Origin of the sequence: Actinoallomurus sp. NPDC052308, from assembly GCF_040679195.1 — a bacterium.
In the GTDB taxonomy this organism is placed as follows: domain Bacteria; phylum Actinomycetota; class Actinomycetes; order Streptosporangiales; family Streptosporangiaceae; genus Actinoallomurus; species Actinoallomurus liliacearum.
The window spans coordinates 131,949-145,113 of sequence record NZ_JBFAUM010000018.1 but is presented as its reverse complement, the minus strand read 5'-3'; the positions used below and the strand labels follow the sequence as shown (position 1 = coordinate 145,113).

Annotated in this window: 11 protein-coding genes; 2 read left to right on the top strand and 9 right to left on the bottom strand. The window is 72.6% G+C overall.

All coding sequences use genetic code 11. The annotated features are described in order from the left end of the window. Positions 1-3 precede the first annotated feature (3 nt). Positions 4-207, bottom strand: coding sequence for a hypothetical protein (locus AB0L00_RS32160; RefSeq protein ID WP_364440825.1), 204 nt, complete (start codon positions 205-207; stop codon positions 4-6). A gap of 336 nt (positions 208-543) precedes the next feature. Beyond that, positions 544-1,152, bottom strand: coding sequence for an NAD(P)H-binding protein (locus AB0L00_RS32155; RefSeq protein ID WP_364440824.1), 609 nt, complete (start codon positions 1,150-1,152; stop codon positions 544-546). A 68-nt stretch (positions 1,153-1,220) separates the two neighbouring features. Between AB0L00_RS32155 and AB0L00_RS32150 the strand changes: the two genes are divergently transcribed. Next, complete coding sequence (locus AB0L00_RS32150; RefSeq protein ID WP_364440823.1) at positions 1,221-1,565, top strand: helix-turn-helix domain-containing protein; 345 nt, start codon at positions 1,221-1,223, stop codon at positions 1,563-1,565. A gap of 39 nt (positions 1,566-1,604) precedes the next feature. Here AB0L00_RS32150 and AB0L00_RS32145 read toward each other — a convergent pair whose 3' ends face one another. Together AB0L00_RS32145 and AB0L00_RS32140 are read right to left on the bottom strand one after the other, a co-directional pair. Beyond that, positions 1,605-3,083: an FGGY-family carbohydrate kinase gene (locus tag AB0L00_RS32145; protein WP_364440822.1), complete on the bottom strand. Its 1,479-nt coding sequence runs from the start codon at positions 3,081-3,083 to the stop codon at positions 1,605-1,607. A gap of 79 nt (positions 3,084-3,162) precedes the next feature. Next, entirely contained in the window at positions 3,163-5,025 is a 1,863-nt protein-coding gene (locus tag AB0L00_RS32140; protein WP_364440821.1) for a 5'-nucleotidase C-terminal domain-containing protein, read from the bottom strand. Between the two features lie 288 nt (positions 5,026-5,313). Between AB0L00_RS32140 and AB0L00_RS32135 the strand changes: the two genes are divergently transcribed. Beyond that, positions 5,314-7,062, top strand: a complete 1,749-nt coding sequence (locus AB0L00_RS32135) for a glycoside hydrolase family 15 protein (protein WP_364440820.1) — start codon at positions 5,314-5,316, stop codon at positions 7,060-7,062. A 71-nt stretch (positions 7,063-7,133) separates the two neighbouring features. On the opposite strand, the gene AB0L00_RS32130 is transcribed toward AB0L00_RS32135, so the two are convergent. From AB0L00_RS32130 to AB0L00_RS32110, 5 genes are all read right to left on the bottom strand, one after another. Then, entirely contained in the window at positions 7,134-7,637 is a 504-nt protein-coding gene (locus tag AB0L00_RS32130; protein WP_364440819.1) for a MarR family transcriptional regulator, read from the bottom strand. A 41-nt stretch (positions 7,638-7,678) separates the two neighbouring features. Next, entirely contained in the window at positions 7,679-8,389 is a 711-nt protein-coding gene (locus AB0L00_RS32125) for a polysaccharide deacetylase family protein (RefSeq protein ID WP_364440818.1), read from the bottom strand. Between the two features lie 33 nt (positions 8,390-8,422). After that, positions 8,423-9,466, bottom strand: a complete 1,044-nt coding sequence (locus AB0L00_RS32120; protein ID WP_364440817.1) for a class I mannose-6-phosphate isomerase — start codon at positions 9,464-9,466, stop codon at positions 8,423-8,425. 197 nt (positions 9,467-9,663) lie between these two features. Then, positions 9,664-11,970 carry a beta-glucosidase BglX gene (gene bglX / locus AB0L00_RS32115; RefSeq protein ID WP_364440816.1) on the bottom strand — a complete coding sequence of 769 codons (2,307 nt, stop codon included), beginning with the start codon at positions 11,968-11,970 and terminating at the stop codon, positions 9,664-9,666. 238 nt (positions 11,971-12,208) lie between these two features. Beyond that, positions 12,209-13,153, bottom strand: a complete 945-nt coding sequence (locus AB0L00_RS32110) for an alpha/beta hydrolase (RefSeq protein ID WP_364440815.1) — start codon at positions 13,151-13,153, stop codon at positions 12,209-12,211. Between the last annotated feature and the right edge of the window lie 12 nt (positions 13,154-13,165).

Genomic DNA, 13,165 nt, shown 5'->3' with positions numbered 1-13,165 from the left:
CGGTCATCGGCGGAGACGCGCCAGGAAGCCGCCCAGCAGCAGTCCGATGGCCAGGCCGAGGATGAGGCCGACGAGCAGGCCGGCGACCAGCCCGGCCACCAGGCCGGTCGTCAGGAAGACGACGAGCCCGACCGCGACGCCCGCGATCAGGCCGGCGACCAGCCCGGCCACCAGGCCGAGGAGGAGTCCGGCGATCAGCGTGGGCATCGCCGTTCCTGCGATTTCTGATCGGGTGCGGGCATCATCCGCCGGGAAAGCCGGTCGACGTCGGTAGGTGAAGTGAGGTCGTGTCCCTCACCTACCGACGTTACGCCCCTGGCCCGCCGCCGCGCCCGGGGCCCGGCCGGCGCTCGAGAAGCTTGCGCAGGCTATCCAACTCGGCGGGCGCTCCTAGCCATACAGCCAGTCGAGGGCCCGGCGCATCGAGGCCGCCATGGCGGACCGGCGCTGATCCAGGCGGGCCGCCCGATCCTCGTCGGCGTCTCACGATCACCGGCCCATCCGAGCCGGACGGCCGAGTCGGCCAGGCCCAGGCCGGGCCGATCAGTTGCTGATCGCCGGGGCGTTGCGCAGATAGGTCTCATCGGTCACTTGGCTGAGCAGGAAGGCGGCCATGTCGGCGCGGCTGATGGAGAGGTTCACTACCCCGTGGCCGTAGTGTCCGACCTTGATGTCTCCGGTGGCGGGCTTGTCGTTGAGCTTGGCCACGCGGACCAGCGTCCAGTCCAGGTCGCTGGCGCGTACCGCCTCCGCCGCGGAGCGCACCTCGGCCCAGGCCCGGGGCGCGACGGTCTTGACGAATCGGACGAGGGCTTTGAACTTGAGGTCCGGCCGATCGGCCGGGTCTGGAACGCTGCATGTGGACACGACCACGAACCGTTTGACGCCGGCGGTGTCCATGGCGGCGATGATCCTGCGGGTCGCGGCGCTCTCGGAGCCGACGCCCTCGATGACGGCGTCGGCGGTGCGGACCGCTTCGAAGATCGCCTCGTCGTCATCGAGTTGTCCTGCGACTACGGACAGGTTCGCGTGCGTGATGCGGAGTTTGCCGGGTGTGCGGGCGTAGGCCGTGACCTCGTGCCCCGCGTCAAGGGCCTGCTGCACCAGCAGCTGCCCCATCCGTCCAGTCGCTCCGAAGATCGTGATCCTCATGATGGGGGGTGCCTTCCTCGAAAACCACTAAAGATTCTTTACTAGTGAAGATAGTACAGCGGTTTAGAATGGACGGCATCATGGATCAGGCGGAGGACCTCCAGACGGCGCGGTGCATGCAGATCCTGTCGGTCATCGGCGACCTGTGGACGCTGGCGATCGTGATGACGCTGCAGGAGTCGGGGATGCGCTTCAACGAACTTCAGCGGGCCATCCCGAAGGTCAATGCGGTCACCCTGACCAACCGTCTGCGCAAGCTCGAGGATGCCGGCATCGTCAGCCGGGTCGCGGAGACGAGGAGCAAGCAGTCGACGGTGTACGACCTCACTCCGTTCGGTCGCAAACTGCTGCCGATCGTCGATGCGGTGCGTACCGTCGCGCTCGACCTGGAGCGTTCAGGGCTGGCCCCATGAACGGGCCTCGGACACATGCCAAGGCCGGGGCGGCCGGGGTCAGGCCGGGGCGCGGGAGAGCGCGGCCAGGGCGTGGGCCGCGTCGCGGGTGGCCGGGTACAGACCGCGGTACAGCTCGTACAACCCGTCGTAGATCCGTCCGGCGGCCGGGTCGGGCTCGATCGTGCCCGCCGGCGGATTCCACCCCGCGCCGTCCGACAGGCCGGTGGCGCGCGCGGCGAGCAGCGCGTCGCCGTAACAGGCGCCGATCGTGACCGAGGGCAGTTCCTGCGCCCGGCCGAGCACGTCCGACACGATCCGGGTCCACAGCCCGCCCTTGGTGCCGCCGCCCACGGCGACCAGCCGGGCGGCCTCGCCGCCCGCCGCCCGCATGGCCTCCAGGTTGTGCCGGACGCCGAACGCAGTACCCTCCAGCGCCGCCCGGTACAGGTGCCCGCGGCCGTGGTCGAGCGTCAGGCCGAGGACGAGGCCGCGCGCGTCCGGGTCGAACAGCGGTGTCCGCTCGCCGGCGAAGTAGGGCAGCATGAGCAGCCCGCCGGCTCCGTGTCCGGCCGCGCGCGCCTCCTCGGTGAGCTCCTCGTACGCCGCCCCGGTCAGCTGCCGGAGCCAGTCGGTGACCGCGCCGGAGGTCGCCATGCCCGCCGCCAGGTCGTACGTGCCGGGCGTGACGCCGACCGTGCCCCACAGGCCCGGCCAGGTGCGGCGTTCCGCGAGGACCTCGATGAGGAACATGGTCGTGCCGTACATCACCATGACGTCGCCGGGCTCGGTCACTCCGACGCTCACCGCCTCGGCCCACGCGTCGATGGTGCCGGCGATGACCGGGGTGCCCGCGGCGAGACCCGTGCGCTCGGCCGCGACCTCGGTGACCGTGCCGGCGACCTCGCCGGGCCAGGCGAGCGGCGGCAGGTCCAGGCCCGGGGCGATCTCCGCCGCCCAGTCGGCGATCCAGGCGTGCTCGCGGCTGTCGTACAGCGGCGAGCACTGGCTGGCCGAGTGGTGGTCGAGGACGTATTCGCCCGTCAGTTCGTGCACGAGGTGGGAACTCGCCATGAACAACCGCCGGGTGCGCTCCCACACCCGCGGTTCGTGGCGGCGCAGCCAGGCGAGCTTGGGCCCGACCGCCTGCGTGGTCAGCGGCGAGCCGCCGCGTTCGACGATCGTCTCGGCGCCGTAGTGGGCGGTCAGCTCCTCGATCTCGGCGACCGCGCGCGTGTCGACGCCGTAGAGGATCGCCGGCCGCAGCGGTTCACCGGCGGTGGTGGCGGGCAGCGCGCACGGCCCGATGCCGCTGACGCCGACGCCCGCGATCGGGGCGTCGGCCCGCGCGATGAGTTCGCGGGTGACGGCGGCGAACCCGGCCCACCAGACCGTGCGGGCGTCGTGCTCGGCCCAGCCCGGACGCGGCCGCGACACCGCGTGCTCGCGCACCGCCGTCGCGACCACCTCGCCATCCGGAGTGGTCAGCACCCCCTTGGCGCTGGAGGTGCCGATGTCGACTCCGAGCAGCAGGCTCATCCGGGCATCCCTTCCCCACCGGGGACCTCGCCTGCGGCCGCGTCCCCGCTGTCAGCGTCAACCGCCGATTCTCTCCTGATCAGAAGACCGGCGCGCCGTCGCGGACGAGTCTCCAGTTCTCCACGTGGAAGGTCGCCGGGTCGATGGTCTTGGCGGCGGAGGCGAAGGCGACGATCGCCTCACGGATCGCCACCTGGGCGTTGTAGACGACCGGGGCGGTGGCGATGTGCGGGAACCCGCCGCCACCGGACTGCCGGTAGTTGTTCACCGCGACCACGAACTGCTGGTCGCCGCCGACGGCCGTGCCGTTGTAGGCGAGGTCGCGGATCCGGGAGCCCTCGGGCCGCGCGAGGTCGATGTCGTAGGTGACGCCGGAGAACTGGTCGTAGTTGTAGTCGGGGCGGTCGTGGGCGTTCGTCCACGACGCCGGGTCGACCGGAGCGCTCGCGGCGACCTGCTTGAAGTACTGCGCCGAGTACTCCAGGTAGTCCTTGATCTGGGCGCCGGTCAGGACACTGGCCAGCAGCGTGTTGTCGTAGATGTAGAGCCCGGCGATGTCCCTGATCGTCACCTTGCCTGCGGGGAAGGTGGCGAGACGGCTGAACGGCGCGGCGATGGACAGGACCGGCAGCGACGCGTACGCGGTGCCGGCGACGGCCTTCTTGACCGTCTCGGTCTGCACGAGGTTCACGTAGTCGAGGATCGCGGTGTCCTTCCAGCAGGACTCCGCGGCGGACATCGCCTCGGTGGAGGTGGCGACCTCCTGGTTGACGTAGGCGACCACCGCGTCGTGCTGCTTCTTCACGACCGCCACGAGCGCCGGGTCCTCCTGGACCGTGTTCGTGTTCACCGTCGTCGCGGAGCTGCCGTTGACCTTCCAGCGGCCGCGCTCCCGGGTCAGCGTGAGATCGAAGACCGACAGGCGCTGGCCCCAGCACTTCGGCTCGCTCATCACGACGGTGCGGCCGGTGGTCTCGTTGGTGACGAACCGCTGCGGTACGTCGTTGTGCGCGTGGCCGAAGAGGATGGCGTCGATCCCGGGGACCTGCTGCGCCACCATGGCCGAGGCGTTCTCCACTGGGATGTCGCCGGTGTAGGACGACAGGCCGCTGTCACCGGCGTGCGCGCTGACGATCACGACGTCGACGCCCTGCGCGCGGATGATCGGCACCCACTTCTTGGCGGTCTCGACCAGGTCCAGGAAGTCCAGCTCGCCGGAGACGTTCGCCTTGTCCCAGATGGCGACGCCCGGGTTGGTCAGGCCGAGCAGGCCGACCCGGATCGGCGGATGCCCCGGCACGCGCATCGTCTTGATGATGTACGGGCGGAACGCCGGCCGGTCGGTGCCCGCGTGCACGGCGTTGGCGGCCAGCACCGGGGCGCGCATCTGGCCGATCCACTTCCGCAGCAGCGGCAGGCCGTAGTTGAACTCGTGGTTCCCGAGCGCCACGGCGTCGTAGCCGATGGCGTTCATCTGCAGCGCCATCGGGTGGACCTGGCCGGTCTCGGTGATCGGCTCGACCGTGGCGTAGTAGAAGCCGAGCGGGGTGCCCTGGATGGTGTCCCCGGCGTCGAACAGCAGGGTGCGCTCGCGCCCCCGGTCGGCGCGGATCTGCTTCACCAGACTCGACACCCGCGCCAGGCCGACCACGTTGTGGGCGCTGTCGCTGTACGCGGCGTCGTTGTAGTAGTCCCAGTCGACGGCGTGGCTGTGGATGTCGGAGGTGCCCATGACCGTGATGGTCACCGAATGGTCCCCGCCCTTGCCGGCCGTCGCCGCCTCGGCCGAGCCCGGCCAGCCCGCCATGGCGAGCGCGCCCGCGGCGGTCAGCCCGCCGAGCACCTTCCGGCGGCTGACACCCGTGTCCTCCGCGGTCTCCTCCGGGACCCGGCACGAGCACCATCGCGGCACCGGGCTGAAGCGTCCCCCTGAACTCTGCATCACGTACGGCGTTCCTTACTTCCTGGAGTTGAGACGAACGCCCAACCTAGCGGTCGGACACCTGGCCACATATTGGCGAAAACCTCCCATACAAGGCGCTGAACCTTGGCAGAAGTTGCGGCCGCTTTCAACCGGGGACCCACGCTCTCCCGGTCCACCGGCCGACGCTGCGGGGCGCCGGGGGACGCATAGGGGGCCGGGTTCGGGAAAGGCAGCGGATATGACCGAGCGAAGCGAGGGAATCGGCGAGCACAGCACCTTGGTCATGAGACCGACGAAGGAGGTCCCATGACCGGTCAGGACGTCACATCGCCGCACGTGCTCCGCGAGTACTCCCTCATCGCCGACGGGGAACGCGGCGCGGTGATCGGCCCGCAGGGGGACGTCGCGTGGATGTGCTTCCCGTCGTGGGAGTCGCCGGCGATCTTCGGCGGCCTGGTCGGCACCCTGGGCCGCTACAGCGTCCACCCGGTCGACGAGTGGCGCGTGTGGGGCGGCTACTACGAGGAGGGCAGCCTGATCTGGCGCAGCCGCTGGGTGACGGGCGACGGCGTGATGGAGTGCCGGCAGGCGCTGGCTCTCCCGGCACGCCGTGACCGCGCCGTCCTCCTCCGCCGGCTGAAGGCCGTCCGCGGCCGGGCTCGCTTTCGGGCGCATCTGGAGCCGCACGCCGGGTTCGGGGCCGCCAAGGTGACCGGCCTGCGCGCCGAGGACGGCGTCTGGAGCACCCGCAGTGGCCCCGTCCACCTCCGCTGGACCGGCGCGGCGCAGGCCGCCGAGAACGGCGGCGGCCTGGTGCTGGAGCTGGAGCTCGCCGAAGGACAGACCCATGACCTGGTGCTCGAGCTGTCGGCCGGCCGGTCCGACGAGCCCCTCGATGCGGGAGATCTGTGGGCGGCGACCGAGGCCGACTGGCAGACGCACGTGCCCCGGTGCGATGACACGCTCGCCCCACGCGACACCAAGCTCGCGTACGCGGTGCTCACCGGGCTCACGAGCCGCTGCGGCGGAATGGTGGCCGCCGCGACCACCTCCCTGCCCGAACGGATGGGAGACGACCGCAACTACGACTACCGCTACGCCTGGATCCGCGACCAGTGCTATGCCGGGCAGGCGGTCGCCGTCCACGGGGCCCGGCTCGGTCTCCTCGACACGGCGGTGCGGTTCGTGGCCGAGCGGCTCCTCGCCGACGGCGACCGCCTTCGTCCCGCCTATACGGTCGCCGGTGGCCCGGTCCCGGCGGAAGAACACCACGACCTCCCGGGCTATCCCGGGTCCCGGCTCGTCACCGGCAACCGCGTCCAGAGCCAGTTCCAGCTCGACGCCTTCGGCGAGGCGCTGCAGTTGTTCGCCGCCGCGGCCCGCGCGGACCGCCTGCCGGTGGAGGCGGGCCGCGCCGCCCGCATCGCCGTGGCCGCCATCGCCGCGCACTGGCGCCGGCCCGACGCCGGGATCTGGGAGACCGGCGATCGATGCTGGACGCACTCGCGACTGAGCTGCGTCGGGGGGCTGCGCGCGGCCGCGGCCGCCATCGCCGGGCCGTCGGAGCTCCGCGAGTGGCTCGCGCTGGCCGAGGCGATCCTCGCGGACACCACCCGTACCAGTCTCAGCCCCGCCGGCCACTGGCGCCGCGCGCCCGACGACGACCGGATCGACGCATCCCTGCTGATCCCGCCCGTCAGGGGCGCGCTGCCCGCCGACGACCCGCGCACGGTCGCCACCCTCGACGCCGTCCGTGACCGACTGGTCGACGACGGATTCGTCTACCGCTATCAGATCGACGATCGCCCGCTGGGCGCCGCCGAGGGGGCGTTCATGCTGTGCGGTTTCTTCCTCGCGCTGGCCGAACAGCAGCAGGGCCGCACCGCCCAGGCCGTACGCCGCTTCGAGCGCATCCGGTCCGGCTGCGGCACCACCGGCCTGTTCACCGAGGAGTACGACATCCGGCAACGCCAGCTCCGCGCCAATCTCCCCCAGGCGTTCGTGCACGCCCTGTTCCTGGAGACCGCCGCGCGCCTCGGCGTCTGCTCGGACTGAATCGCGTCCGCCCAACCTGGACCGCCGCGCGCCTCGGCGCCGGTTCAGCCGGAGCCGCCGTGGTCGTACCGTCAGTCCCAGGCCCTGGTCTCGCCCACGGGCGGCTCGCCGCCGGCGTCGGTGAAGGCCCGGAGCGCTTCGACCAGACGGGCCCGCTGGTCGGCGGGCATCGCGGTGACGATGGCCGCGAGCTCCTCCCGGCGGCGGGCGGTGACCTCTTCCACGAGTCGCCGGCCGTCCTCGGTCAGCCGCAGCAGGACCTCACGCCGGCTCGCCGGATTGACCCGCCGGTCGATCAGCCCCGCGGCCACCAGCCGCTCCACCATCCGCATCGCGGTCGACGGGTTGACCGCCAGGTGGTCGGCGAGGGTCACCAGCTTGGTGTCCTCATGCGTCGCGAGCGCCACGAGCAGGCGGAACTGCGGCAGCGTCACCCGTTCCCGCACCGCCGTCAGCGACCGCAGCGAGATGCCCACCAGCAGACGCGACGCGGTGAGCACCGCGGAGGTCACCGCGTCGATGTCGTCCGCCGGCCCCGGTCCGTTGATCACCGGCTCGATCGCGCGTTCCGCCATGGGTCTGTTCTACCCGGCATGTCGGTCTCCCAGCGTGGGGTTCACCGCAGGCCGTGATCCCGCAGTGGTCCGACGCGCAGGCCGGCCGAGCGGCACCGGGCCACCAGCTCGGGCAGCGCGCCCAAGGCCGAGCGCCACGCGCCCGGGGCCGAGGTGTGGTCGCAGTCGTGCAGCAGGATCGTCGCCCCGCCGCGGACGCCCGGCGCCAGGGTCGCCAGGACCGAGGCCGGGCTCGCCGAGCGGGTCCAGTCCCTCCCCCACGCCGTCCACAGCACCGGCCGCAGCCGGTGCCGGCGGGCCGCGGCCAGCGCCTCCGCGCTGAGCACGCCGTACGGCGGCCGGTACCAGACCGGTTCGGCGCCGGTGACGGCGGCGACGAGGTCGGCGGTCCGGCCGATCTCCGCGGTGACCCGGCCCGGACGGGCCAGCAGCGCGTACCGGTGCCGCCAGCCGTGCACGGCGATCTCGTGGCCGTCCGCCACGATGCGGCGGCCCACGTCCGGGTGGCGCGTCAGGGTCTCCCCGACGACGAAGAAGGTGGCACGGCAGTCCAGCCTCCGCAGCTCGTCGAGGAAACGGGGCGTCGAGTCCGGGTCGGGCCCGTCGTCGAACGTCAGCGCGACGTGGTCGCCGTGGCCCTCCCCCGCCAGGCGCGGCAGGCGGCGGCGCACGACCGGCAGCCAGCTCGCCGCCGGCGCGGCGTGCACCAGGGCCAGGCCGGCCAGGCCCAGCGTCAGCGCGGTCCGTGCCATCGGTCCAAGGCTAGATCCTTCCCGCGCGGGAGGTCAGGCGCCGTCGCTGGGCGTGTCGTACGGCGGACGGCAGCGGATCGCCCGCAGGTCGCCCCGGAGGGTGCAGTGCCCGGCGGCGTACGGGACGAGCAGCGTCTGGCCGGAGCGGACCGCGAGCCGGTCGCCGTGTTCGGGGTCCAGTTCGCCGGACCCTTCCGTGATGACGACCACCGAGAAGGCCGGGTCGAGCACGCCGACCGGGTCCGGCCGGACGCGCTCGGCGGCGAAGAAGGGGTCGGCCGCCCCCGGGAAGAGCCGGTCGACCCCGGGCCGGATGCCGCGGCCGGCGCGGTCCGCGCCGCGCACCGCGTCGATCCGGCGGTCGTCCCACGCGGAACGGTCCACGCAGCCGAGCGCCGCCTCGTAGCCGAGACCCAGGTGACCGGTCTCGGCGTCGACGTCGTAGCCCTCCCACTCCAGCAGCACCGAGAAGTCGGTCGGCTCCTGGACCTCCACCAGCAGGATGTCCGCGCCGATGGCGTGCGGAACGCCGGCCGGGCAGACGATCGCGTCGCCGGGACGGACGGGGATCCGGTTGGTGGCGGCCAGCATCTCCCCGGTCCGCTGCTCGGCCACCCACCGGCGCAGTTCGCCGGCGGCGACGTCCCGCCGGAACCCCAGGTGCACGGCCGCCTCCGGAGCCGCGTCGACGATCACCCACGCCTCGGTCTTGCCGTACGGCGAGGCCAGGTGGGCGGTGGCGAACCCGCGGTCCGGGTGCACGTGGACCGGGAGGCGCTCCCCGGCGTCGAGGAGCTTGACCAGGATGGCCGGGTCGGCGCCGTGCCGGGCGAGGTGCGCGGGGCCGAGCCACGCCTCCGGGTCCTCGGCGACGGCGGTGGCCAGCGGTCGTCCGTCGGGAAGCGTCGTGAGCCCGGCGGGCGCCGCGCCGTGCCGCGCGGTGACCGACCCGACCCAGTCCTCGGGGAAGTACGGATCCGCGTCGGCGGGCGTCGGCGTGCCGCGGAACCGGCCGATACGCCCGGCGCCCCGGTAGAACGAACGCGGCATGTTCGGCGGGAGCACGACGGGTCGCACGGGTCTCTCCTACGGTCGGGCCGCGGGGTCCGGGGTCGGCCCGCGGCCGGTGAAGGCGCTCACCCGTCAGCCTGCCACGTGCGCGATCGGCGGCGCCCGACGGCCCGGTCAGCGGCCGGCGCGGAAGTGGTCGACCCCGGTGACCGGGCCGACGGCGCGTTCCGGGATCGGCCAGGCCGAGCGGGCGGCGGGCGCCCTCATCGCGCGGTGACCTCGAACGAGGCGTGCAGGCCGCCGGTGGAGCTCGTTCCCGCGTACACGTCGATGGTGCCGGGCTCGACGACGAACCGGCCGCCGTTGTCGTAGTAGCCGACGTCGTTCCGGCCGAGGGTGAACGTCACGGTCCTGCTCTCGCCGGGCCGGAGCGTGACGCGCTCGAACCCGCGCAGCCGGCGGACGGGCTGTTCGACGCTCGCGACCGGGTCGTGGAGGTATAGCTGCACGACCTCGTCACCCGCGCGCCCTCCCGTGTTCCGCACCCGGACCGAGGCGGTGACGGTGCCGTTCGGCGCCATCGTCGCCGAGCTCAGCCTGAGGCCGGAGACCGCGAACGTCGTGTAGCTGAGGCCGTACCCGAACGGGTAGAGCGGGTCGCAGCTCGGCAGGTCGCGGTACCGCGAGCCGTACTTGGTGTTCGGGTCGCAGGGGCGGCCGGTCGGGTCGTGGTCGTAGTAGATCGGCACCTGCCCGATCACGCGGGGGAAGGTGACCGGCAGCTTGCCTCCGGGGTTCACCTTGCCGAACAGCACGTCGGCGACCGCGTTGCCGGCCTGGACGCCGGGGAACCACGCCTCCAGGATCGCCGGGGCGCTCGCGGCGACCTTCGACAGCGTCAGCGGCCGGCCGTTGAACAGCACGACGACGAACGGCTTGCCGGTCGCCTTGATCCGATCGATCAGCTCCTGCTGCCTGCCGGGCAGGTCGAGGTCGCTGCGGGACGCCGCCTCGCCGCTCTGCCCCCGCGTCTCGCCGAGGGCGAGCACGACCTGGTCGGCGGCCTCGGCCGCCGCGACCGCCTTCGGGAAGTCCGCGTCGGACCCGCACTCGTCGGCGGGCGTGACGTCCGGCGGATCCTTGTCGATCATCTGGCAGGCCTGGGTGAAGGTGGTCTTCGGGTGCTGCGCCTTGATGCCCTCGTAGACCGAGACGGCGTCCTGGTCGCGGCCCTGCCCCCACCACGGGCCGAGCATGTCGTGCCGGTCGTCGCCGAGCGGGCCGATCACGGCCGTCGACTTCGACGGGTCGAGCGGCAGCGTGCCGCCGTCGTTCTTCAGCAGCACCATCGACCGCCCGGCCGCCTGGCGCGCGGCGGCGACGGCGTCGGGCCGGAGCTGCGCCGCCTCGGCCTTGCCCGGGTCGACGTACGGATGGTCGAACAGGCCCGCGCGGAACTTCACGCGCAGGATCCGCCGTACGGCGTCGTCGACGCGGGCCATCGAGATCCGGTGCCGGGCGAGCAGCTCCTTGCCGTAGTCGCGGATGTTGGTGCTGACCATCTCCGAGTCGGTGCCGGAGTTGAGCGCGAGGGCGGCGGCGCCGGGACCGTCGGCGGCGACGCCGTGGCCGCACGGTCCGCTGTCCGGCGTCTTCGGCGGGCAGGCGCGCATCTCCGCGACCGCGGTGTAGTCGCTCTCGATGAAGCCGTCGAAGCCCCACTCGCGTTTGAGGATGTCGGTCTCGGTGTGGCCGTCGCCGCAGCCCGGCGAGCCGTTGATGGCGTTGAACGAGCACATCACCGTGTCCGCGCCGGCGTCGATCGCCGCCTTGAACGGCGGCAGGTACATGTTGCGCAGCCGCTGCTCGGACAGGTCGGTCGTGTTGTAGTCACGGCCGCCCTCCGGCTGGCCGTACGCCGCGAAGTGCTTGGGACTCGTGACGACCTTGTCGGGGGCGCCGTAGTCGCCGCCCTGCGCCGCCTTGACGCGGGCCGCCGCGAGCACCGAGCCGAGGTACGGGTCCTCCCCCGCGCCTTCGGCGATGCGTCCCCAGCGCGGCTCGTGGGAGACGTCGACCATCGGGCCGTAGATCTGTTTGATGCCCACCGCGGCGGTCTCGCGCGCGGCGTACGTGTCGTCGGCGGTGACGACACCCGGGTCGAAGCTGCTCGCCGCGCCGAGCGGGGCCGGGAAGATGGTGCGGTACCCGTGGATCGTGTCGTAGGCGAACAGGATCGGGATGTGCAGCCGCGACTGCTCGACGGCGACGTGCTGCAGGTGGTCGATCTTCTGCGGGTCGGTGAGGCTGAACACTCCGCCGACGCCCTTCTTGGCGTCCTCGTCGGTCACCTGGCCGTCGGAGAGCAACTGGAGCTGCTGCAGCTTCTCGTCGAGCGTCATCCGCGCCAGCAGGGCGTTCACCCGGGCCTCGACGGTCGCGTTCGGGGCGGTGCGCGTCGGCCGCATCGCGGCCTCGTCGCTGGACTGTGGGGTGGCGGACACCGCGCCTCCGGCGAGCGGGGTCAGCATCGCCAGCGCCGCGAGCAGCGCCGTCGTCCTTCGTCGCATTCGTCTCTCCCGGCGATCGCCGGTATCAAATCCCCACGATATGCCGCAGTCAAGGATCGGTTAAGGACCGTCCGTAACAACGCCATGTCAAGGCGTGCTCGCGTGGCCACAGGTGGCCGCGCGAGCACCGCCTTCAGCGAACCGGAGCCCGGCCGCGCCAGGAATCCGGCACTTCCCGAGCCCGGCTGCGGCAGGAGCCCGGCACGTCAGGAGCCGGCCGCGGCGGAGCCCGGCCGTGTCAGGAGCCGATGGCGCGGGCGACGTACTCGCGCTGGCGGGCCAGTTCTCGCTCGGCGACCGTCAGCGGGAAGCCGACGAAACCGTGCGGCGCCTCCGCGACGACCTCGAGTTCCGTCTCGTTGCCGGCGGCCCGCCAGCGCGCCTCCATGAACAGAGTGTCGTCCAGCAGCGGATCCTGGGTTCCGACGACGAATCGGGCCGGCGGCAGCCCGGAAAGGTCGGCGTACAAAGGGGAGACGTCCGGGGAGCGGCGCTCTTCGAGACTCATCCCGGGCAGGAACTTGCCGGTGAACCACTGGAGGACCGGCGTCGACAAGGCCAGGTTCCGCTCGCCCCAACTGCGCTGGCTCGGCGTCATCGACAGGTCGTAGGCGCCGAAGGTCAGCTGAGCCGCGCGGAAGGCGCGCGCCGCGTCGCCCAGCCGCAGCAGCGTGACGGCGGCGAGATGCGCTCCGGCCGACTCGCCGCCGATGACCAGCCGCTCGGCGCCGAACTCCCGGCCGGCGGCGGCGATGAGCCAGCGCGCGGCGTCCTCGCAGTCGTCCGGGCCGCTCGGATAGGGGTGCTCGGGAGCGAGCCGGTAGTCGACGCTGACCACCGCGACGCCGGCCTCGGTGGCGAGCCGCCAGAGCGTGGGATCCTGGGAGTCGGCCGTGCCGAGGGTCCAGCCGCCGCCGTGGAAGTGCAGGTAGACGCCCCGCACCTCCGCGGGCGTGAACACCCGGACCGGGATCTCACCGGCGCGCCCGGAAATCGTGCGGGCGCTGCCCTCGGCGAGCCGCTCGGGCGCGGCGAACGGTCCTTCTCCGCGAGCGCGGGCCGCCCGGGTCGCCGGCGGATCGTCGACCTCGTGCAGTTGCGGACCGGCGGCGTACAAGGCGGCGAGCCTGTCGTTGAACGCGCGGGTCTCCGCCGCGACGTCCGTTCCTGTGGTGACCAGCATGCGGCCATCGTC